The sequence below is a fragment of the Pseudomonas sp. J380 genome (genome assembly GCF_009827115.1).
Classification (GTDB): domain Bacteria; phylum Pseudomonadota; class Gammaproteobacteria; order Pseudomonadales; family Pseudomonadaceae; genus Aquipseudomonas; species Aquipseudomonas paracarnis.
Window position 1 is genome coordinate 4,513,310 of record NZ_CP043060.1, and the last position, 19,999, is coordinate 4,533,308.

The following is a 19,999-nucleotide window of genomic DNA, read 5'->3' on the forward strand; positions in this document are numbered from 1 at the left end:
GATGGCTGTCTTTTACCAATCCCGCTGTTGCGGGACTTGGCCCCTTCGGGCTTCCATCCTCAAGTCTCCAGCCCTGCTTGGGCCTAGGCGCTCCGCTTGCCATTTCGGACGCCAGCACATGGTGCCTGCTCGATTCCCTAACCGCTGGCCATTGAATCCGGTCTCCGAGGTTTTGTCCGCTTCCTCGGGAGCAGATAGTTATTGGACACTTTCAGCGATATCGTATGCTCGGTTCCCTATGCTTAGCCAAGGACGTGTGGCATGCCGAAGATCAAACCACTGGATATGAAGCTAATCGACCTTCTTTTCGAGATGGAAGGGGGTTACGTGTTGGACTTCTCAGACCGCACCATGTCCCAGTTCTTCCTCGGAGAGCTGGAGATCGATATTGATGATCCGCTGTTCGCTGCGGATGGCACATCCAAAGCTAGGCGCCTGCGTAGCTTCCTCACGCTTGCCGATATACCGACTTGCGTGCGAGCGCTCAAAGCACTCTGGCAATATCGTCAGGCTGCGCTGGCCAACCAACACAAAGATGAACCTGTGGTTAACGCCGAGGGGCGCTTCCTGACGTTGATTCAAGGCTTGGAGTCCGGCTCATCTGCCGACGTCATTAAGGGCGATCCGTTCGCAGCTGTGCGTCAGGTAAATGTTGATCAGGCGGCTCAGTTGAAGAGGGCCCTGTTGGACATTCATAAGCTCGCTCCTCAAGCACGTGGCTACGCATTCGAGACGTTCCTCCAGCAGCTGTTTGAGGCATCCAACCTCCAACCTCGCGCACCATTTCGGAATACGGGGGAACAGATAGATGGAAGCTTCCAATGCCGAGGGGACATCTACCTTGTTGAGGCGAAGTGGGTAGTGAACCCTGTTGGTGCAGGGGAGCTGCACATCTTTCAAGGCAAGATCAGCCAGAAGGCAGCTTGGACACGAGGTGTTTTTATCAGTTACTACGGATTCACTGACGTTGGGCTGGAGGCATTCGGGCGCGGCAAGAGCTTGATATGCATTTCGGGAAAAGATATCAACGATGCTTTAGACAAGCACATACCATTTGCGGATGTAATCGACCGCAAAGTGCGGGCGGCTGCTGAGACAGGTTCAGTATTCGTACCTTTGGATAAATTGTTCTAAGCCCATGCGGCAACGCTAAATTTCATCAGAGGCTCCAATGTACCTAACCATAATGAAGCCCGAAGTGCTTCAGGACGTTGCATCGCTCGGTCGTGGTCTTTGGATTGTAGAAGGCCCTGATGGCCCAGCGCTCGTGGTCAAAGCGGGCAAAGAATTTATCCTCGCCGCACGTGAGAAGCGCGAGCTGAAGTTCTATCTTGCACCATACGAGTCTGATGAGGCGCAAGGCCTGACGCTGTTGACGGCCTGCTTTGATGATCCGATTAGTCCGCTGACTATTAAAACACCTCTGATGGGTAGCGATCCTTTTACAGAGGGCCTGAAAAGTCTTCCTGACCGTTTTAGCGTCTGTTTTTTTGATGAACACAATCGCGAGCTTCTGAGCAGTACAGCGCACGCTAGCCTTGAAGGGCTCCGAAAGTATGCAAAGGGTGTCAATCCCTTGGGGAAGGAGCACTGGCATCTCATGATGGAGCAGGCAGATCACTGGTTCGGCTTTACGACTAGGGAAGATGACAGCCGAGCAATAACGTTGACGCTCTTGGAGGATCTATTTCCAAGCGACTTCCTGATCACCGACCTCACTCGCCAAGGCTTCCAGGGTTCCAGAGGTTTCTCGAATACTCACCTTGAGCGACCGGAGCCAGGACACCTTCAGGAGCTGGATATCATCTATCTGCTCCAGCGTGCTTACTCTGCAGAGCAAATCATCCATGGGCCAGTGAAAGTCTCCGATGGGGAAGAGCTGACAGATGCTGTTGTTTTGGGGGCGGAGGTCACGCTGTTACTGCAGGCTAAGGACAGCCCAAACACCGCTGAGATGATGGGGACAAAGCTTGAACGAAAGCGCAAGAAGGCCCTGAGTCAGTTGAAAGGAGGCCTATCGCAGCTCCGTGGCGCAGTTTCAACTATCGAGCGTGAGGGAAATCCCGCGCTGCGGCTTGTTGATGGTACTCCCCTCAAAATCGATCTTGCAGCACGTCCCCTTGTAGGAGTCGTGGTGGTAAAAGAGCTGTTTAGCGACACCTATGAAGAGTACGGGGCCATGATCTTGGATTTCATGGACGATGTAGGTGTTCGTGTGTTGGCATTTGATTACAACGAGTTCGAGGTTATGACGAGGCACTGTCCCTCAGAGCAGGCACTCCTTTCGGCATTCTGGCAAATTTCCGAGTGCGCGGTTGAACAGAGGATCTATCCCAGACTTCGCTTTACTGAGCTACCCCCACGCTGATTCACCACCATGGCCAGCCCATGACGCGTAACCTCAACGAACTCCAGCACTGAACTATAGGTTTAGATGTCACTTCATTATCGAAAAGGTTAGCGATCCGCAACAGTGCCCTGCCATCACTGAGCAAAGACACCGGCGATAATCCTTGCATCGAGCAACGCGTGGTGAGGCAGCTCTTCACCCTCGCTAGTCGGAGTAAGTGTCGTTGCGTCAGTAGGGAAATTACGAACGATTCTGGGCCATCGTTCCTCTTCATATACCAGGTCGCAAAAAAGCTCCCAATCGTACTGAGGGGCATCAGTGACGATCTCGACCTCCTTTTTGAACGACGTCAGAAACCTGAGCAGCGATATTCTGGCTTCAACAATGGGCAATGCGTAGCTCCCACCCCACAGCTGCGGAAGCACGATTTCCTTTACGAAATCACTGCAGTCTTCTTCTTTCCAAGCATCGAGCAATTCCACGTAGAATTCGCGCCCATCCTCAGCCACCAGTGCGAGTGATATCAGCTTCGCAGCCGCTGAGAGCTTGGTAAACTCACAATCAAGAAAGACCCTCACCTTGTTAGAACTCCGTAATGACTAGGGCTCGCTTGGATATGGCGCAGGAGGGGCAGCTATGGGAAATGGCCCTCGAGCATCTTGGCTCAGACGGACTCCTCCAAGCGGTCATAGAAATGTGGAGCCGCGCCGCCCCTCCACCCAGACCATTGGTTGAACACCTGTCCACCAATGAGGTGAGTCAGGAAGTCTTGAGCATACTGAAAATTGCCCAGCAGCGGGTAGGTGCCATCGTGCCAGGTCGAACGCCTGATGCAGGCACAGTCACGCTGTACGCTCGTCACGCTAGCAACTTAGTTGATGGGCTCATTACACTGCTGCCAAAGGTGAAGCTTTCGCAAGCCTTGAGAGGCTCTTGTCTTGAAATCGAACTGGGGATTTGACGTCCGCACAGGCTCCACGAATACCAGTCAGCAACAATCCTATTAAAACTTGCCCAGCGAAATGCGTCCTTTTGAGATGTTCTATGAGCTCTGATTTAACTGAAGAAGAAATGCGTCATGCCCTTTTCGGCACACCTCAGCCAGAGGAGCAAGTTTCTACGCCGCTAGTGCCGGAGCCCGTGGAAGAAGTTGTGCTCGCCAAACCGCTGGTCGCTCCAGCAGCGAAGAAGAAAGTGGCAAAAGCATTTACGCCTAGGCTGAAGGTCACGCTTCGGGTTGGAAACGAATTCGAGGGGAAGATGCATGAGTTTATCCACGAGGCCGACACGTTGAGCTCGTTGCTTGCTGAGCAGGAGGCTGTGAAGGCTGCTAGGAAAAAGTACAAGTATGTGGAAGTGGTATCGGTTAAATCGATGTAGACGCGCCAACTAATCTGGTTGGGCGAAGGGGCGACCCCTGCCTGGATCATTGATCAACCAGCTTGCCTGGCCGAAGGGGCCTTCAGATCGCTCGCGTGTAGCTGCTCTTGATGCCATTGGCGCTGATGCTATAGGATCAGAACAGGAGATGGCATTCCTCCTTTAACCGCCTTAGAGCTGATGATGCCTACGTGAACCCTGGACAGGGTGCGTAGGTGTGTCTCCCTGTCCTCCAATTAAGGACAGGCTATGATCTTATTCTTCGAGTTTCCCTTTTCCTTCAGCGCGAGCTGCTTGCCAGTTAGTCCACTCAGATCTGATGAGGAGGACTCTGCGTGCTGAAGTCATTATTCGTCATTGCCGTTGGCGCTTCACTTGGAGCCTGGTTGCGCTGGCTGTTGGGCATGAAGCTGAATGCTCTTTTCCCGACGATCCCGCCAGGTACTGTGGTCGCGAACATGGTTGGGGGCTACATCATCGGCCTGGCCATCGCCTTCTTGGCCGCTTCTCCCACCCTCAGTCCAGAGTGGCGTCTCCTTATCATCACGGGTTTCTGTGGTGGGCTTACCACCTTCTCTACATTTTCAGCCGAAACGGTTGCCTTGATTCAGGAGGGTAGACTGGTTTGGGCGCTCGGCTCAATTTCGTTGCATGTCTTAGGCTCGTTAGCGATGACCGCTGCCGGGCTTCTGTCCTACCAAATGATTGGTACTCGCTGAGGAGATAGAAATGAAAGGCTATATGGTCGTTTTCTTCACCCAACAAAACCGTCGTTATCAGGGAAAGATGCTAGGCGAATGGATCGTCGACGTGGCTAAAGAAATGGGGTTGCGAGGCGCCACGCTCTGCACCGGAATCGAAGGGTTTGGGCACACAGGAAAACTGCATTCATCGCACTTTTTTGAGCTGGCGGATCAACCCACGGAGATTCGCTTGGCCATCACGGAAGATGAGGCAGAACGATTGTTCAAACGATTGGACTCTGAGGAAATATCGGTATTTTTCACGAAGACGCCAGTCGAGATGGGCACCCTTGGAAAAACGCCCTCCAGCTCAACACCCTCCACAACTTCGGAGCTATGAACATGAGCTACGCGGACATCCCAGCTGGCAACGCCATCCCCGATGACTTTTTCACCGTTATCGAGATTCCTGCAAACCACTCGCCGATCAAGTACGAGGTGGACAAGTCGAGCGGACAAATTTTCGTTGACCGCTTCCTCAGTACACCGATGTTCTATCCGGCCAACTACGGGTTTATCCCGAACACGCTGAGCGACGATGGCGATCCGCTGGACGTCCTGGTGGTTTGTCCATATCCCGTCTCACCTGGAGTTGTCATCCGCAGTCGCCCGGTTGGTGTGATGTACATGACTGACGAAGCCGGAGCCGATGCCAAGGTGATCGCAGTGCCTCATGAAAAACTCAGCTCCATGTACATCGACGTAAAGGAGTGCTCAGACCTCCCTGCGTTACTCCTCGCCCAGATCCAGCACTTCTTCGAAAACTACAAAGCATTGGAACCGGGTAAGTGGGTGAAGATGGGCCGCTGGGGCAGCGCCGATGAAGCGCGGGAAGAGATTCGCAAGTCGGTAGCTGCGTATATCCCCAAATAGGCTTACTCCAGATTCAAATGCCACTGTCATAGGATCGCGCTGAGGTGCGTGCATTTATGCTGGGCCTAAGTTGCTCCAATCATCAAATATCCGAGGAGCCACACGCCTGTAAAGAAGGATCGATGCTCGCTCGCCTAGTGAGGCTATGTGCTTGGAGCGCGCTCCTACGTTTCATGAGCGAGCCCGTGCCTGGGAACACACTGAAGGCTGATTAAGGCTCGGTGTAAATCGTTACAGGCTATGTGCCCTGCCGCGCTGGTAAACCTCGGATGTTAAAATAATCGCTTTGGATCAAAGCGCAAGGACACTGATGACTCATAGTAGAGCTCCCGCAGAAACCCCTAGAGCAGCCGCGATTCTGGCTCGCTTCCTATCGTCGGAATCCGCTGGCGGTCTTGTACTGATGGGCGCAGCACTCGCGGCCCTAATCGTGGCGAACTCGCCTCTCTCGCAAGGTTATTTTGCCGCCTTGCACAGTGTCTGGTTGGGCATGTCTGTGGAGCATTGGGTCAATGATGGCCTCATGGCCATCTTCTTCCTGATGGTCGGCCTAGAGATCAAAAGAGAGGTTCTGGCAGGTGGGCTTTCTACTTGGGGCCAGCGCGCCCTGCCGGGGTTTGGTGCTTTAGGTGGCATGGTTGTGCCTGCGCTGATCTACATCGCAATCAACTGGGGTAATTCTGAGACTTTGAAGGGGTGGGCTATCCCAGCCGCTACCGACATCGCATTCGCCTTGGGCGTCTTGTCGTTGCTGGGGAGGCGAGTCCCTACGTCGCTGAAGGTCTTCCTCGCCGCCTTGGCGATCATTGACGACCTGGGTGCTGTAGTCATCATTGCCTTTTTCTACACCTCTGGTCTTTCCATGCCGATGTTGCTGGCATCGCTTGCAACCTTGGCCATTCTGATCGCAATGAATCGATTGGGCGTCAGACGATTGTTCCCGTATCTGCTGGTAGGTGGTGTGCTGTGGTTCTTCGTGCTGCAATCGGGAGTGCACGCCACCCTTGCGGGTGTCGCTGTAGCGCTGTGCGTTCCAATGGGTAAGCCTGAAGAGGAAGCCCGGTCTCCACTGCTGTTCCTAGAAGAAAAGCTGCATATGTGGGTAGCGTTCGCTGTGGTGCCGATTTTTGGCTTCGCCAATGCGGGTGTTTCATTGGCCGGTATTTCGATGGAAAACCTAGTCGATCCGGTTCCGCTGGGTGTTGCGCTCGGCTTGTTGGTGGGCAAGCAGATTGGCATCTTCCTATTGGCTGCTCTGGCCATTCGTATGGGCTTGGCCAAACTGCCGGAAGGCAGCAATTGGGCACAGCTTTACGGCGTTGCGCTCTTGTGTGGCATCGGCTTCACCATGAGCCTGTTCATCGGAAACCTGGCGTTTGCTGGATCAGCTCACCTGATCGATGAGGTAAAAGTCGGCGTGTTGATTGGTTCGACCCTGGCTGCAATCGGTGGAGTCCTGATTTTGCGACGCAGCGCTGCGCCCGCCATTGTCGCCGCCACGGTTTCTAAATAAGCGTAAGCGAGCCGGCCACGGAGTTTCTCCCTGACAGAAATCCTGTGGCCGGAACATCGTCTCGCGAAGCGAGGTCATCGTGCTTTACGCCACAAGTTGCTGAAATATCCCCTCAAAGGCTGATTGGCGGCATCAACTCGGACGCGATTTTTTTCAGCATGAACGTTTCGCGCTGAATGGACTGCCCCATCGATGACTCCTGACGCTGCATCACGGCTTCATTATGCGTTATGGCTTCATGCAGGTTGATCCAGACAGGCCGCATACCATTAGCGATTTCGTGGCTTTCCATTCTCACGGGCGCTAGCTGGGGCGCGACTTCGCATTGATAAAAATGCGAGGTCATGTGCATCAGATCGTACTGTGGCTTCCAATAGGGCCGGTACTCCTCGATGTAACCGTAGTGCTGGAGCACCTGTATTTCACGGGCACCAGTCTCTTCCTCAAGCTCACGCTTCAAGCCTGTGACAATGCTCTCGTCACCATCAAGACCGCCTCCAGGAAAGCTGAAGTCGTTATAGCGCTCGGTGAACAGCAACAGGATCTGTTCATCCCGCATCACGATGCCGCGTGCTGCATGTCGACGGAATACTCTGCCCTGTTTGGATTTCAGCTCGGGGTGAACAATTTCAGTTATGAGTTGCATGTAGTTTCGTTACCGCAAGATCAGTTAGTCATCGTCCAGGGTGGCCACGGCATTTCCGCAATTCTGGAAATACTGTGGCCAGTGGCACTGGCTCAGCGAAGCAGCAATACGGGTAAAGTGGATGTCCGCAGCATCGTCGTGGTCGTGCTGCCTACAAGAAACTGCCTGATGCGTGAGTGCCCGTACGCACCCATGACCAGGAGGTCAATGCCATGCTCTGCCTGATACGCATGCAGTACCGACTCTACTTCGCCTGGGTGGATCTCGGCATGCACTAGCACGCCAGAAGAGGCAAGTGTGGCTCGTGCTTTCTCCAGCTCGTTTTGATTTTCTTCAGAGTCCGTACCAACCATGACGATATGAATTGGCAGGGCTTCGCATAGCGGGCTTGAAGCAAGCATCTGTACGGTCTTGTGGCCTGTAGCGCTGCCGTCAAATGCCACCATGACCGTTTCAGGTTTTCTGAAATGGCTGGTTGTAATCAGGATGGGGCGGTGGATAGTTCGGACTACCGCTTCAATCTGGCTGCCAAGACTTTGGGCACTGCGCGCGCTGTCCTCACCGACTCTTCCAATCACCAGCAATCGAATGTCGTCTTGGAGATCGCTCAGGCTCTCGACGAGATGGCCGTGGCGCTGCTTCAGATCAGGTGACATGGCGCCAGAGATGACTGTTCGCTCGCGAGCTTTTTCAAGCATGTGCTGCCCATGCTCCAAGGCCAGTTTTGCACGCTGCGCATCCAGCGTGGCCAACTCCTCCAGTAGATGTTCTCTGCTACCGAGACCGATATTGCCGCTGAGGTCAGCGGATGCAGGATATTTCTCCTTATCCAGCACATGAAGCAAGGTCAGGGGAGCGCTGAGTCGTTGCGAGGCCCATGCTGCGTAATCGCAGACCGCCAGTGAGGATTGTGAGTTATCAATGCATGCCATTACGTGGGTCATTGTCGTTCTCCTTAGTGGCTCATGAGCTTGTCGATGGCACCGGGTTTGTCATGAACGCCGAAGCGGTCAACGATTGTTGCGCTGGCATCATTGAGACCTAGCACTTCAACCTCAGCCCCTTCACGTCGGAACTTGATCACGACCTTATCTAGGGCTGCGACGGCGGTGATATCCCAGAAATGCGCCTGTGTGAGATCGATGGTGACTTTGTTGAGAGCTTCCTTGAAGTCAAAAACTTCAGTGAACTTGTCCGCAGAGCTAAAGAACACCTGGCCCACGACGTGGTACGTCCGATGCGATTCCGTCTCTTCCAGAGTGCTCTTGATATCCAGGTAGTGCCCAACCTTATTGGCAAAAAACAGCGAAGCCAGCAGCACACCTACCAGTACGCCGTAGGCCAGGTTGTGAGTAGCCACGACGACCACGACGGTCGCCACCATGACAAGGTTGGTCGACAGCGGATGCTCTTTCAGATTACGCAAAGAATCCCAGCTAAAGGTGCCGATGGACACCATGATCATCACAGCCACGAGTGCCGCCATAGGGATTCTGGAGAGCCATTCGCCAAGAAATACCACCATCAGCAGCAGGAAAACGCCGGCACACAATGTCGAGAGACGGGTGCGGCCACCAGATTTCACGTTGATGATCGACTGGCCGATCATGGCGCAACCTGCCATGCCGCCAAGCATGCCGGCAGCGATGTTGGCCACACCCTGGCCTTTGCACTCGCGGTTTTTGTTGCTGGTGGTATCGGTAAGGTCGTCGACGATGGTCGCGGTCATCATTGACTCGAGTAGACCCACTACGGCCAAGGCAGCCGAGTACGGGAAAATGATGCGCAGGGTTTCAAAGTTCAGCGGCACTTCGGGCCAAAGGAAAATCGGCAACGTATCCGGCAGTTGGCCCATGTCACCGACGGTGCGGATATCCAAACCGAGGTAAATGGCGACGGCAGTCAGCGTCAGGATGCACACCAACGGTGACGGAATCAGCTTGCCGATCTTCGGTACGTATGGGAACAGGTAGATGATCCCGAGGCCCGCTGCCGTCATGGCGTAGACGCGCCAGGTGACATTCGTAAGTTCCGGCAACTGCGCCATGAAAATCAGGATCGCCAATGCGTTTACGAAACCGGTGACTACCGACCGTGAAACGAACCGCATCAACGAGCCAAGCTTCAGGTAGCCGGCAAGGATTTGAAGTACGCCACATAGAAGGGTCGCGGCCAGCAAATACTGAAGTCCGTGCTCTTTAACCAACGTAACCATGAGCAGTGCCATGGCGCCGGTAGCCGCCGAGATCATTCCGGGGCGCCCACCGACAAAGGCGATGACAGCACAGATACAGAATGAGGCGTAGAGACCGACTTTGGGGTCTACACCGGCGATGATGGAAAAGGCAATGGCTTCAGGGATAAGCGCGAGTGCGACCACTAACCCCGCGAGCACGTCGCCACGGACATTGGAAAACCACGTTTGTCTAAGTTTTTGCAGCATAGAAAATATCCAAGGCAAAGCATCGCGCACGCCAAGGGAACGGCGAGCGAATCGATACAAATTCAAATTTTGAGGATTTTTTGCTGTGTGCTTAAGGTGTAAAACCAGGCCTACAGCAGTGCGCACCCGCGAGCGAGGCTAGCGGAAGCAGGATGTTGCGAGGGGGCGTAGCGCTAAGGCGGCGTAGGCTGCCAGTAGATCGTTGGGAGTACAGTCATGCTGATGTTCCTGTAGCTCAGGGTGTAAGAAACGTAGACAGCATACAGGGGAACTGGTGTCGATTGCGACCCGCCTCTCCGCTTTTCATATGTTGAGTCTGAAGACAAAGCTCGTCAGAGAGCACGTTTTTGAGTGTCAGCACTGGCTGTCAGCCAACGTCCCCAGGCCTCCTGCCGTCCTCCGATCCAAAAGCGACATTGGATCAGTCGCTGGCGCGCTAAGAAATTCTACCCACGCCTCGTAAGCCAGTTTATGGCGACGGACGGCGAGGAGCCACTCTGAGCCTTCTGACTGACGCGCCGAGACAAGCATCATTAACATAGTTGTAGCTGCATCGAGTTCCAGCAACAGCTTATGGGATTGGAAACGACATTCCTCGGCGTCAGTCATAGATCGGCATGCCCATTAGGTGGTTCGGATTTAACATCGTTATTGATGTCATTGTGACATTATTTTTAGGATTGCATCCGCTCTACCAAGAACACTGAGTGTAGTGCCATATGGTAGAAAGCACAGTGATGTTACTGCTGGATGAGGGGGAGCCCATCGTCGTCAAGATCGTATAAAAGGCATGTTTTGCAACAATTGCTAACTACCCACTCGACTTGAATATCTGAATCTTATAATCCGATAGGAAGCATCTGATAGGCTTTTCGGGCGATTAGCAACTTTCAACGTACGCCTTTTGGCGATCTTTTCCTTCAAGCACACCGAGGTTCCATGCAAGCCGAGATGCAGGAGATCAGCGACCATCTTTATCGATTCGCCCCGTTTGATCAGTTGCCCAGAGAGACGGTAGATGCAATGGCACGGCGAGTTGATGTGCGTTACTTCAAGGCTGGCAGCGACATCCTGGAAGCGGGTGCAGTGATCCAGGATTTGCACTATGTGCGCAGCGGAGCAGTGGAGATTTATCGACGCAACGGTGAACTCTACAACCGGCTTGTCGAAGGCGATATCTTTGGCCAGGCAGGGCTTTTACGCAGCAACAAAGTCCGCTTTCCTGCGAGAGCACTTGAAGACAGCCTGATTTACTACATCCCCGCCGACGTCTTTGCCGATCTATGCGCACAGCATGACGCCTTTGCGGATTTCGTTGAAGCTGAAGGGCACTCCAGGCTCAAGTCTGCCGTCGAGGCACAAGGGCGGTCGAGCGAACTGATCCAGCTCAAATGCCGAGCCTTGCTGTCACGCTCGTTAGTATGGGTTACGTCGGATACCACCGTTCTCGAGGCTGCAAGACTAATGACCGAACAACGCGTTGCTTGTGTCGTGGTCATGTCGCCAGCGGGACTGCAGGCAGGGGACACCCAGGGCATTGTGACCGACAGAGATCTTCGCACGCGGGTCGTCGCTGCCGGAAGGAATGCCGGCGAAACGCCCATCAGCGCCGTTATGACTACAGATCCAGTGACCATAAATGCTGATGATTCAGGTTTTGAGGCCATGCTTGTCATGCTACGCCGCAATATCCATCACCTGCCGGTTCTCAACCAGGGCCGCCCAATTGGCGTAATTAACCTGTCAGATATTATTCGGTACGAGTCCCACAGTAGCTTGTACCTGGTCAACAGAATATCTAACCAGACGTCAGTCGACGGCTTAAAGTCGCTCTTACGAGACCTACGAGGAACGTACATCCGCATGGTGCGAGATGGCGCGACCGCGCACATGATCGGCAGCGCTATCTCTGGAATCGGCAGGGCTTTCACGCAACGCCTGCTGGAGCTTGCGGAAAAAAAACTTGGCCCTCCACCAGTACCTTATTGCTTCATGGTACTGGGCTCCATGGCGCGCGATGAGCAACTGCTGATAAGCGATCAAGATAACGCCTTGGTGCTAGATGATCGATTCGATCCCTCCTCGCATGACGCATATTTCCGCAGCCTTGCATCGTTTGTGTGCGATGGCCTCGCCGCGTGTGGGTACAGCTACTGTAAGGGCGGCGTCATGGCGACGAACGATCAATGGCGCCAGCCTTTGAAGGTTTGGCGCAGCTATTTTGATCAGTGGATCGAGAAGCCAAACCCGACAACCTTACTCAACAGCTGCATCTTTTTCGATCTGGATGGCGTATTTGGCCAGCTCTCGCTGGTGCAAGAACTCAAAGTCCTGTGTGCTCAAAAATCCAGTCTACATCCCGGATTTCTCAACGCCATGGCAAGGATTGCGCTCAACCGGACACCCCCCCTGGGATTTTTTCGTACCTTTGTCGTCGAGACAGATGGGCAACAGAAGAGAATCATCAATCTCAAAGGTCGAGGTACCGCACCGCTCACTGACCTCATTCGCATCCATTCGCTAGCTTGCGGCAGTACCGCGCAGAACTCGTTTGATCGTATCGATGCAATCACTAGCGCTAATATCATGCCGCCCGAAGCACTTAAGCACCTGCGCTATGCGCTGGAGTTCCTCTCCATGGTGCGGATCCGGCATCAGGTAGAGGCGCTCGAGCAGGGAGAAACGCCCAATAATTATGTCGAGCCTGAACGCTTTTCTAATAGCGAGCGACACAATCTCAAAGAGGCCTTCCAGGTCTTGAGTAACGGCCAGAATTTTTTGCGCTTCCGCTACCCGCCAAAGGGCCGTACGTCAAAATGAATGGGTTTAAGGTGGAACCGGATTACCCGCCGAACTGGACAGCCATGTTCCGGACATTGGAGCAGAAGGCGGCTAATTCTTGCTTGAGTACGTTTTATCAGGCCGGCGTCGTCTCACCACACACCCTGATTGAAAGCGTGCAATTTCTTGCGATGGATATGGAGACAACCGGACTCAATGCGCAGGATCACAGTATTGTCAGCATTGGTTTGGTGCCATTCACCTTAAAGCGCATCTATTGCAGCAAGGCCGCGTATTGGGTGCTAAACCCATCATCAGAACTGAGTGAAAAGTCAGTCACCTTCCACCACATTACCCACGCGGAGATTTTGAATGCTCCCTCGCTGCCTGAAGTTCTGGAGCCACTTCTGCAGGCCATGGCTGGCAAAGTGATTGTCGTCCATTACCGCAATATCGAGCGTGAGTTCCTTGATGCAGCACTGCATAGGCACCTCGGAGAAGGCCTGAGTTTTCCAGTTGTGGACACTATGCAATTGGAGGCCAGGATGCATCGGCAAAAGCAAAGTTGGATTGCCAGGCTAATGCGCCGCCCGCAGACATCCATACGTTTGGCCGACAGCCGCGCGCGCTATAACCTTCCAGCCTATCAAGGGCATCATGCGTTAACCGATGCCCTCGCGACCGCTGAGCTGCTACAAGCGCAGATAGCTACCCACTATTCACCTGAGACACCAATTGGTGCGCTATGGGACTGAATGCTCTGCGCTCTGAGCGCGGTCGCTCGACATGCCTCGGATAGGAGGCTCCTCAGGAGCCTCAACAATCTGTCAGAAGATCTCCATGGTTCCAGCAGTCGCTTTCCTCATAGCCGCTAGCGGGGCTCGGACATCAGTCCTTTAACAAGGGATACGCAACCCAGCGCCAATACGAGTGCGAAAGGCAGGCCCGTAGATACCGCCATGGCCTGCAGTGCCACAAGGCCGCCGCCCAACAACAGCGCAATGGCAATCACTCCCTCGATGACAGCCCAAAACACACGTTGCGGAACGGGCGCATCGACCTTGCCCCCTGCTGTAATAGTGTCAATGACCAAGGAACCAGAGTCCGAAGAGGTGATGAAAAACACGATGACGAGAACAATGCCCAAGAACGAAGTAATTTCCTTGAGGGGCAGCTCTCCTAGCATGGCGAACAGCTTCAGCTCCAGCACGGCATCCTTTACGCCAACCAAGTTTTGTACTGTCGCCTGGTCAATGGCAGTACCACCAAAAGTCGTCATCCATAATACCGACACCACAGTAGGTACTAGCAACACCGAGATCAGAAACTCTCTGACCGTTCGGCCACGGCTGACGCGCGCAATGAACATCCCCACGAAGGGAGACCAGCTAATCCACCATGCCCAATAAAATGCAGTCCAGCCTTGAGTGAACTCAGCGTCCGTGCGTCCAAAAGGATTGGAAAGCGCTGGAAGGTACTCAGCATACGTCACCAGATTTTTAAAGAACCCAGTGAAGATCGCCAAGGTGGGCCCAACAACAATGATGAACACTAGCAGTAGCAATGCGAGGCCCATATTGATCTGAGATAGCATCTTGACGCCCTTGTCCAAGCCAGCGAGTACCGACCAGAGCGCAATTAAGGTGATACCAACGATTAGCACTACCTTGCTTAGATTCGTGGACTTAATACCGAAGAGGTATTCAATCCCTGCTGCTGCCTGCTCTGCTCCTATCCCTAAGGAGGTCGCCAGTCCAAATAAGGTGGCAAACACCGCCAAGATATCGATCATGTGCCCTGGCCATCCCCAGACGCGCTCGCCTAGCAATGGATAGAAGATCGACCGTATAGAGAGTGGTAAGCCTTTGTTGTAAGAGAACAGCGCCAGGGATAAAGCAACAATTGCGTATATCGCCCAGGGATGGAGCCCCCAGTGGAAGATAGTGGCAGCCATTGCCAAGTCGGCGGATGCCTTAGCATCGCCCGCTGCTCCCCCTAACGGTGCCCAGTCAGTGCGCGCACCACTTGCATCGAGGGTCACACCGCCCATGGATGCCTGATAATGCGACATGGGTTCGGCCACGCCGTAGAACATCAAGCCGATGCCCATTCCCGCAGCGAAAAGCATGGAGAACCAGCCCACATAGCTATGGTCTGGTTTGGCATCTCTACCTCCCAAGCGAACCTTTCCCAGCGGGGAGAAAATTAGCGCGATGCAGAGCACCACAAATATGTTCGCGATGCTCATGAACAACCAGGCGAGATTGCCAGTTAACCAATTTCGAATAGCGCTAAACAGCGGCTCAACCTCATTCTGAAGTGCGAGCGTCATAATCACGAATAGCAAGATCGTGGCGGATGAGATGATGAAGACTTTGCCGTGAATATCGAGGGAGAACGAAAACTCGCCCTTGATATTGTCTTGCCCGATGACATAGTCGGTGTCGATTAGATTGGCAGCTCCGCTAGGAGCAGGAATGCCATCCTCACTGGTTTGATGAGGTTTTTCCGGTAGATCATCGCCAGGTGATCGGCCCATGAGAGCCTCCTTGGTTGTGGCACGCTATAACGTGCAATGGCCGTTAGCCCCGCTGTTCCTATGGTAAAAACGAGATATAAGAATCCTATCCTAACAAGCTTTCCAAACTTCTGGTGAACGCCGCTTGAATCAGCGCCACGAAAGCAGGGCTCCGTTTTGCCCTGACAATCAAAGGATGCGCATACGGTTATGTTAATAAAAAGCCGATATGCCCTTGTGATTCTGGCGGCATACTGCCGTCCCTTTTCAGTGAGGTCGCGATTTTTTTACGCAAAATTTACACGCATTGAATCTTAGCCATCGGATACTTCGCGGCGGTGATTTTGGCAGGCTAACCTCATGTCCTCCGCTGTACTCAGGCTTGTCGGCTTCATCTTAGGTATCTTTTTAATCACGCTGGCTGTGAGCATGGCTATACCCATGATCACGCTGGTTGCCTATGAGCGTAGCGATGACCTGTCGGCCTTCCTCTGGTCGAGCTTGATTACCTTCATCAGTGGTCTCCTGTTGATAGTGCGAGGCCCCCCAGATCATGCCCTGCTTCGTCCTAGGGATATGTACCTGCTGACGACCGGTAGTTGGGTTGTGGTGTGTACCTTCGCGGCGCTGCCGATGGTGTTCATCAGCAACATCAGTTACACCGACGCTTTTTTTGAAACGATGTCCGGCATTACAACCACGGGCTCAACTGTCTTGAGTGGTTTGGATACCGCTTCACCTGGATTGTTGATCTGGCGCTCGATGCTGCACTGGCTAGGTGGTATCGGCTTCATCGGCATGGCAGTGGCGATCCTTCCACTGCTGCGAGTGGGTGGCATGCGCCTCTTCCAGACAGAGTCTTCAGACTGGTCGGAGAAAGTAACGCCGCGTTCACATGTGGCAGCCAAGTACATTCTCTTTCTTTATTTGGGGCTGACTGGCGCCGGGGCATTAGCACTTTGGATCGCTGGGATGACGGCGTTTGAAGCGGTCAACCACGCCATGTCGTTGATCTCTACTGGTGGATTCTCTACTTCGGACGCCTCGCTTGGGCATTGGACGCAGCCAGCGATTCACTGGATAGCCGTGGTCATCATGATTCTGGGCAGCCTGCCGTTTACCCTCTATGTCGCGACATTGCGCGGCAATCGACGTGCGCTGCTCAAGGATCACCAGGTACGCGGGTTTATTGGTTTCCTGATTGTTACTTGGCTAGCGGTGGGGACATGGCTGTGTTTTCACAGCGACTACGGATGGTGGGATGCCTTTCGTATCGTGGCCGTCAATGTGACCTCGGTCGTCACAACCACAGGAGTTGCTGTAGGCGATTACACCTTGTGGGGCAGCTTCGCGGTCTTGCTTTTTTTCTATCTGACCTTCGTCGGTGGGTGTTCAGGCTCAACAGCTGGAGGCCTTAAAATTTTCCGTTTCCAGGTTGCTGGTGCTCTATTAGTGAGTAGCCTGAAGCAGTTGATCCACCCTCGTGCGGTGATTCGGAAAAAGTACAACGGCCATCCGGTTGACGAAGAGATCTTACGGTCGCTTTTGACCTTCTCATTCTTCTTCACCATCACCATTGCAGTGATCGCCCTAGGACTCTCTCTGATCGGGCTAGATTGGACGACAGCATTGAGCGGCGCTGCTACTGCAGTGTGCAACGTGGGGCCAGGCTTGGGCACAATCATCGGGCCCGCTGGTAACTTCTCATCATTACCTGACGCAGCAAAATGGTTGCTCACCATCGGCATGCTGCTGGGACGGTTGGAGATACTCACGGTGCTGGTACTCATCACGCCGGTTTTTTGGAGGTATTAGTCCTCTCAATGGATAGGTGAATACCCATGGGCGCAAACAAAGCCTGTCGAGCCGCCCCGCCAAAGCTGTTTGGAACAAGCTGCTTATTTGGTTAGTCTTGCGGTCAATACAGCGACTTCAAGGGGAGCCCCTCGGGTGATCAAGCCGATAATGCTGTTACGCCGAGGCTTCGCCTCCATGCGCTGGCGCACCAGGGTAACGCTATGGATTGCAGCAACCATTGCCGGGCTGCTGGTGGTGGCTTTTGCAAGGCTAGCCGATATAGCCCTGGCGCAGTTTGCGCAACAGACCGCTGAGCGAGCATGGCTGCCTTTTATTTACACCCCACTGATCGGCATGCTCGTAGTTTGGCTGACAACGCGCTTTTTCGTGGGTGCGCAAGGCAGCGGGATTCCGCAGGTGATCGCAGCAACGCGCCTTGCCCGTCAAGGTAAGCCCATTAATAAATTGGTTTCACTGCGTATTGCTTTCGCCAAGATAAGCCTTGGCACTCTGGCGCTGACGGGTGGCTTTTCGGTGGGGCGTGAGGGCCCCTCAGTTCAGGTTGCCGCATCCATCATGCACTTCTTTCACCGTTTCCTGCCCAATGCGCGAATCGTACGCAGCGAGGATCTCATTCTGGCGGGAGGTGCAGCGGGTATTGCGGCAGCATTCAATACGCCCCTGGCAGGGATCGCATTCGCTGTAGAAGAACTGGGACGCAAGCTGGAGACCCGCACCAGCGGCGTTCTTCTTAGCACCATAATCCTCTCTGGGATGGTTGCTATCGCCTTGCAGGGAAACTACAACTATTTCGGTCATTTCGGCATTCAGGACATAAGCCTCGACATAGTCGTCCCGGCATTAGTAATAGGAATTGGGTGTGGGCTATTGGGTGGTTTATTCAGCCGAATGTTGTTATGGCCGCAGCGGCATCCACACTTCATCATCTGGCAATGGCGGCGCCTGCACCCAGTGTGGTTTGCCGGCATCTGTGGATTGGTCGTCGCGATCTTAGGTTGGTTGAGCGGCGGAATGTCGTTCGGTAGTGGGTACGGCATTACTTCTCAGGTCATCGCATCCGATGTAGTCCTGCCATGGCACGCCCCCATTACTCGCTTCTTAGCGACCGTAGTGACCTACTTCTCTGGTATTCCAGGAGGTATTTTCGCGCCCTCGCTCGCTGTAGGAGCCGCAGTCGGTGCCAATACCGCAGAGCTATTTCACTTGGCCGCTCAGCCCACTATTGCACTCTGCATGGTTGGTTTTCTGGCTGCCGTTACTCAGTCGCCAATCACCTCCGCAATCATTGTTATGGAGATGATTGATAGCCACAGTATGGTGATCAGTCTCATGGCGGTAGCTTTGATCGCCAAGGCTGTCAGCTCAAGAATGGGGCCTGAGTTGTATCAGCAATTGGCGCGAGGCTTTCTCGAAAACGCAGAAGCGGCCACTAAGCCGAAGAATCCAACTCAATAAGCTTACCGCGTGATCGTTCTAGCCAGTGAGCTCAGTTGATCCTTCTCATGCTGCAGCGCTAAGGTGGTCTCTGCACGAGTGATCAGAAGATCCACGTGCCTGTAGCAGGCATCTTTAAAGATCGCTGGGTTTATTTCAGCGAGACTGATGAGGGCTTTCAACAGACGCACGTTAACTTCCAGCAAAGCTGCGCCGTCCCTACTGATCGGAGCAAAGAAATCATCGAACAGATCATCAACCGTCAACCCTCGGAGAAAGATCTGTTTACAGCCTTGGTCTGTATGCGAGCCCGACACGTTAGGCTTGCTCCAGCAAGTTAAAGTTCTCACTCCCCGGCCAATGACATCAATGGCTGTCCCTGGGTCGTTCACCGCAGGCGATAAGGCGCGAGAAGCGATTTCCGAGAGCACACAAAGTCCGAAGCGTGGATCATTTTCAAAGGTTCGACGGACGCCGAAGGTCAGGGTCGCTAGAACCTTCTCTCTTGTAGTATCGGTATCACCGCCCCTCGTGTTGCCCAAGCTCACAATGTGGAGCAGTGGCATTCCTTCGTGCACAAATGTCCCCGGAAGCACCTCCAGATAAATCTGTATTTGATCGTCCTGCGCGATGGCTCCAAGTGCGCTCACATCAATATGTTGCACATAGCCTGTTAGCTCACTTTTGACCGTGATTGCGCCAGGAGGTAGCGAAAGATCGGTCGGGTAAGCTGAACCGCCTAAGTATGGCCACTGAACTCGTTGAGTGATTGCCGTTATCGCAGCCTTCTCGACGCGGTCGATGGTTTCTCCCACCCGTCCGAGTTTTGACAGGTGGTCGATCCAGCGCAAGAGGGTGTAAACGATCAAGATCACCACAATTATCGTCACTGCGAACAGCAACACCCGACCTTGCGTGCCATAAGCACCCGTGCTCAACGCGATGATCCCCACCAGGCTAAACAGGAATGAGCCTATAAACGTGGCAAGGGCATTTTGGGTCGTCGTGTCTTCCATTACCAAGGTGGTGGCGCGCGGTGTCACTCCGCTGCTCGCGGCCCCATAAGCGGTGACCATTGTGCTCAACGAGAATGTTGTGACGGCCAGCATGCTGGAGGCAATGATCCCCAGAATTTTGTCTACGGCATCTGCGCCGATGCGCGCTGGCAATGACTCCGGAATGAAGTCTTTGAATACAACAGCGAGCAGGGCCGTGGCCACCCCTAGAAGGGAGAATAGGGAGGCTCTGAACCACAGCCGTTTGGTGAGTTGATTCGTTACCCAACGCCAACGAGCAATCATGTGCAATCCTTCAGTGACTACGTCAGTGGACGTCTCGAGCAGGGCAGAAGTTTTATTCGGAAATTTGAAACTGGTTACATCCTGGCTAGAGATGAAGCATCTCACAGGTATGCGTATTGCTGCGATTGCGAGCGTCACCTGCACGTCTCATTGCAGCGAGACGAAGAAGGGGTTTACGTTGCTTGTTCAGGTAATGGCC

Annotated in this window: 17 protein-coding genes and 1 riboswitch; of the genes, 11 read left to right on the plus strand and 6 right to left on the minus strand. The window is 53.7% G+C overall.

Translation table 11 applies throughout. The annotated features are described in order from the left end of the window. The first annotated feature begins 261 nt into the window (after positions 1-261). Together FXO12_RS20385 and FXO12_RS29090 are read left to right on the plus strand one after the other, a co-directional pair. Positions 262-1,134, plus strand: coding sequence for a restriction endonuclease (locus FXO12_RS20385; protein WP_124527277.1), 873 nt, complete (start codon positions 262-264; stop codon positions 1,132-1,134). Between the two features lie 52 nt (positions 1,135-1,186). Next, positions 1,187-2,368: a hypothetical protein gene (locus FXO12_RS29090; RefSeq protein ID WP_256678904.1), complete on the plus strand. Its 1,182-nt coding sequence runs from the start codon at positions 1,187-1,189 to the stop codon at positions 2,366-2,368. Positions 2,369-2,484: 116 nt separating this feature from the next. Here the strand turns inward: FXO12_RS29090 and FXO12_RS20395 are convergent, their stop codons facing one another. Continuing rightward, complete coding sequence (locus tag FXO12_RS20395; protein WP_096143180.1) at positions 2,485-2,928, minus strand: 3'-5' exoribonuclease; 444 nt, start codon at positions 2,926-2,928, stop codon at positions 2,485-2,487. 466 nt (positions 2,929-3,394) lie between these two features. Here FXO12_RS20395 and FXO12_RS20400 point away from each other — a divergent pair, with 466 nt between their 5' ends. The 5 genes from FXO12_RS20400 (at position 3,395) to nhaA (ending at position 6,859) form a co-directional block, all read left to right on the plus strand. Beyond that, the gene (locus FXO12_RS20400; protein ID WP_096143182.1) at positions 3,395-3,730 is read left to right on the plus strand and encodes a hypothetical protein; all 336 of its coding nucleotides are present in this window, start codon (positions 3,395-3,397) and stop codon (positions 3,728-3,730) included. A 135-nt stretch (positions 3,731-3,865) separates the two neighbouring features. Then, positions 3,866-3,927: riboswitch (Fluoride riboswitch) on the plus strand. 138 nt (positions 3,928-4,065) lie between these two features. After that, positions 4,066-4,449 carry a fluoride efflux transporter CrcB gene (gene crcB / locus FXO12_RS20405; RefSeq protein ID WP_096143183.1) on the plus strand — a complete coding sequence of 128 codons (384 nt, stop codon included), beginning with the start codon at positions 4,066-4,068 and terminating at the stop codon, positions 4,447-4,449. Positions 4,450-4,459: 10 nt separating this feature from the next. Further along, a complete protein-coding gene (locus tag FXO12_RS20410; RefSeq protein ID WP_096143184.1) occupies positions 4,460-4,813 on the plus strand; it encodes a DUF190 domain-containing protein in 354 nt (117 codons plus the stop codon). A gap of 2 nt (positions 4,814-4,815) precedes the next feature. Then, complete coding sequence (ppa, locus tag FXO12_RS20415) at positions 4,816-5,346, plus strand: inorganic diphosphatase (protein ID WP_096143185.1); 531 nt, start codon at positions 4,816-4,818, stop codon at positions 5,344-5,346. Positions 5,347-5,656: 310 nt separating this feature from the next. Continuing rightward, positions 5,657-6,859 (plus strand): Na+/H+ antiporter NhaA, encoded by a 1,203-nt coding sequence (gene nhaA, locus FXO12_RS20420; protein WP_106115699.1) that lies wholly within the window; start codon positions 5,657-5,659, stop codon positions 6,857-6,859. A 112-nt stretch (positions 6,860-6,971) separates the two neighbouring features. Here nhaA and FXO12_RS20425 read toward each other — a convergent pair whose 3' ends face one another. The 3 genes from FXO12_RS20425 to FXO12_RS20435 all read right to left on the minus strand — a co-directional run bounded on the left by FXO12_RS20425 (position 6,972) and on the right by FXO12_RS20435 (position 9,948). Continuing rightward, on the minus strand, positions 6,972-7,505 hold the full coding sequence (locus FXO12_RS20425) for an NUDIX hydrolase (protein ID WP_125970789.1): 534 nt from the start codon (positions 7,503-7,505) through the stop codon (positions 6,972-6,974). Positions 7,506-7,597: 92 nt separating this feature from the next. Beyond that, positions 7,598-8,449, minus strand: a complete 852-nt coding sequence (locus FXO12_RS20430; protein WP_160049730.1) for a universal stress protein — start codon at positions 8,447-8,449, stop codon at positions 7,598-7,600. An 11-nt stretch (positions 8,450-8,460) separates the two neighbouring features. Next, complete coding sequence (locus tag FXO12_RS20435) at positions 8,461-9,948, minus strand: SulP family inorganic anion transporter (RefSeq protein WP_125970787.1); 1,488 nt, start codon at positions 9,946-9,948, stop codon at positions 8,461-8,463. Positions 9,949-10,887: 939 nt separating this feature from the next. Here FXO12_RS20435 and FXO12_RS20440 point away from each other — a divergent pair. Next, on the plus strand, positions 10,888-12,768 hold the full coding sequence (locus FXO12_RS20440; protein WP_160049731.1) for a DUF294 nucleotidyltransferase-like domain-containing protein: 1,881 nt from the start codon (positions 10,888-10,890) through the stop codon (positions 12,766-12,768). Then, a complete protein-coding gene (locus FXO12_RS20445) occupies positions 12,765-13,484 on the plus strand; it encodes a 3'-5' exonuclease (RefSeq protein WP_372241954.1) in 720 nt (239 codons plus the stop codon). The genes FXO12_RS20440 and FXO12_RS20445 overlap by 4 nt, the downstream gene beginning before the upstream one ends. 116 nt (positions 13,485-13,600) lie before the next feature. Here FXO12_RS20445 and FXO12_RS20450 read toward each other — a convergent pair whose 3' ends face one another. Then, on the minus strand, positions 13,601-15,268 hold the full coding sequence (locus FXO12_RS20450) for a BCCT family transporter (protein ID WP_096143190.1): 1,668 nt from the start codon (positions 15,266-15,268) through the stop codon (positions 13,601-13,603). 339 nt (positions 15,269-15,607) lie between these two features. On the opposite strand from FXO12_RS20450, the gene FXO12_RS20455 reads away from it, so the two are divergent. Further along, entirely contained in the window at positions 15,608-17,062 is a 1,455-nt protein-coding gene (locus FXO12_RS20455) for a TrkH family potassium uptake protein (RefSeq protein WP_160049732.1), read from the plus strand. A gap of 135 nt (positions 17,063-17,197) precedes the next feature. Continuing rightward, entirely contained in the window at positions 17,198-18,520 is a 1,323-nt protein-coding gene (locus tag FXO12_RS20460) for a chloride channel protein (protein WP_160049733.1), read from the plus strand. Positions 18,521-18,522: 2 nt separating this feature from the next. Here the strand turns inward: FXO12_RS20460 and FXO12_RS20465 are convergent, their stop codons facing one another. Continuing rightward, positions 18,523-19,800, minus strand: coding sequence for a DUF2254 domain-containing protein (locus FXO12_RS20465; RefSeq protein WP_160049734.1), 1,278 nt, complete (start codon positions 19,798-19,800; stop codon positions 18,523-18,525). Between the last annotated feature and the right edge of the window lie 199 nt (positions 19,801-19,999).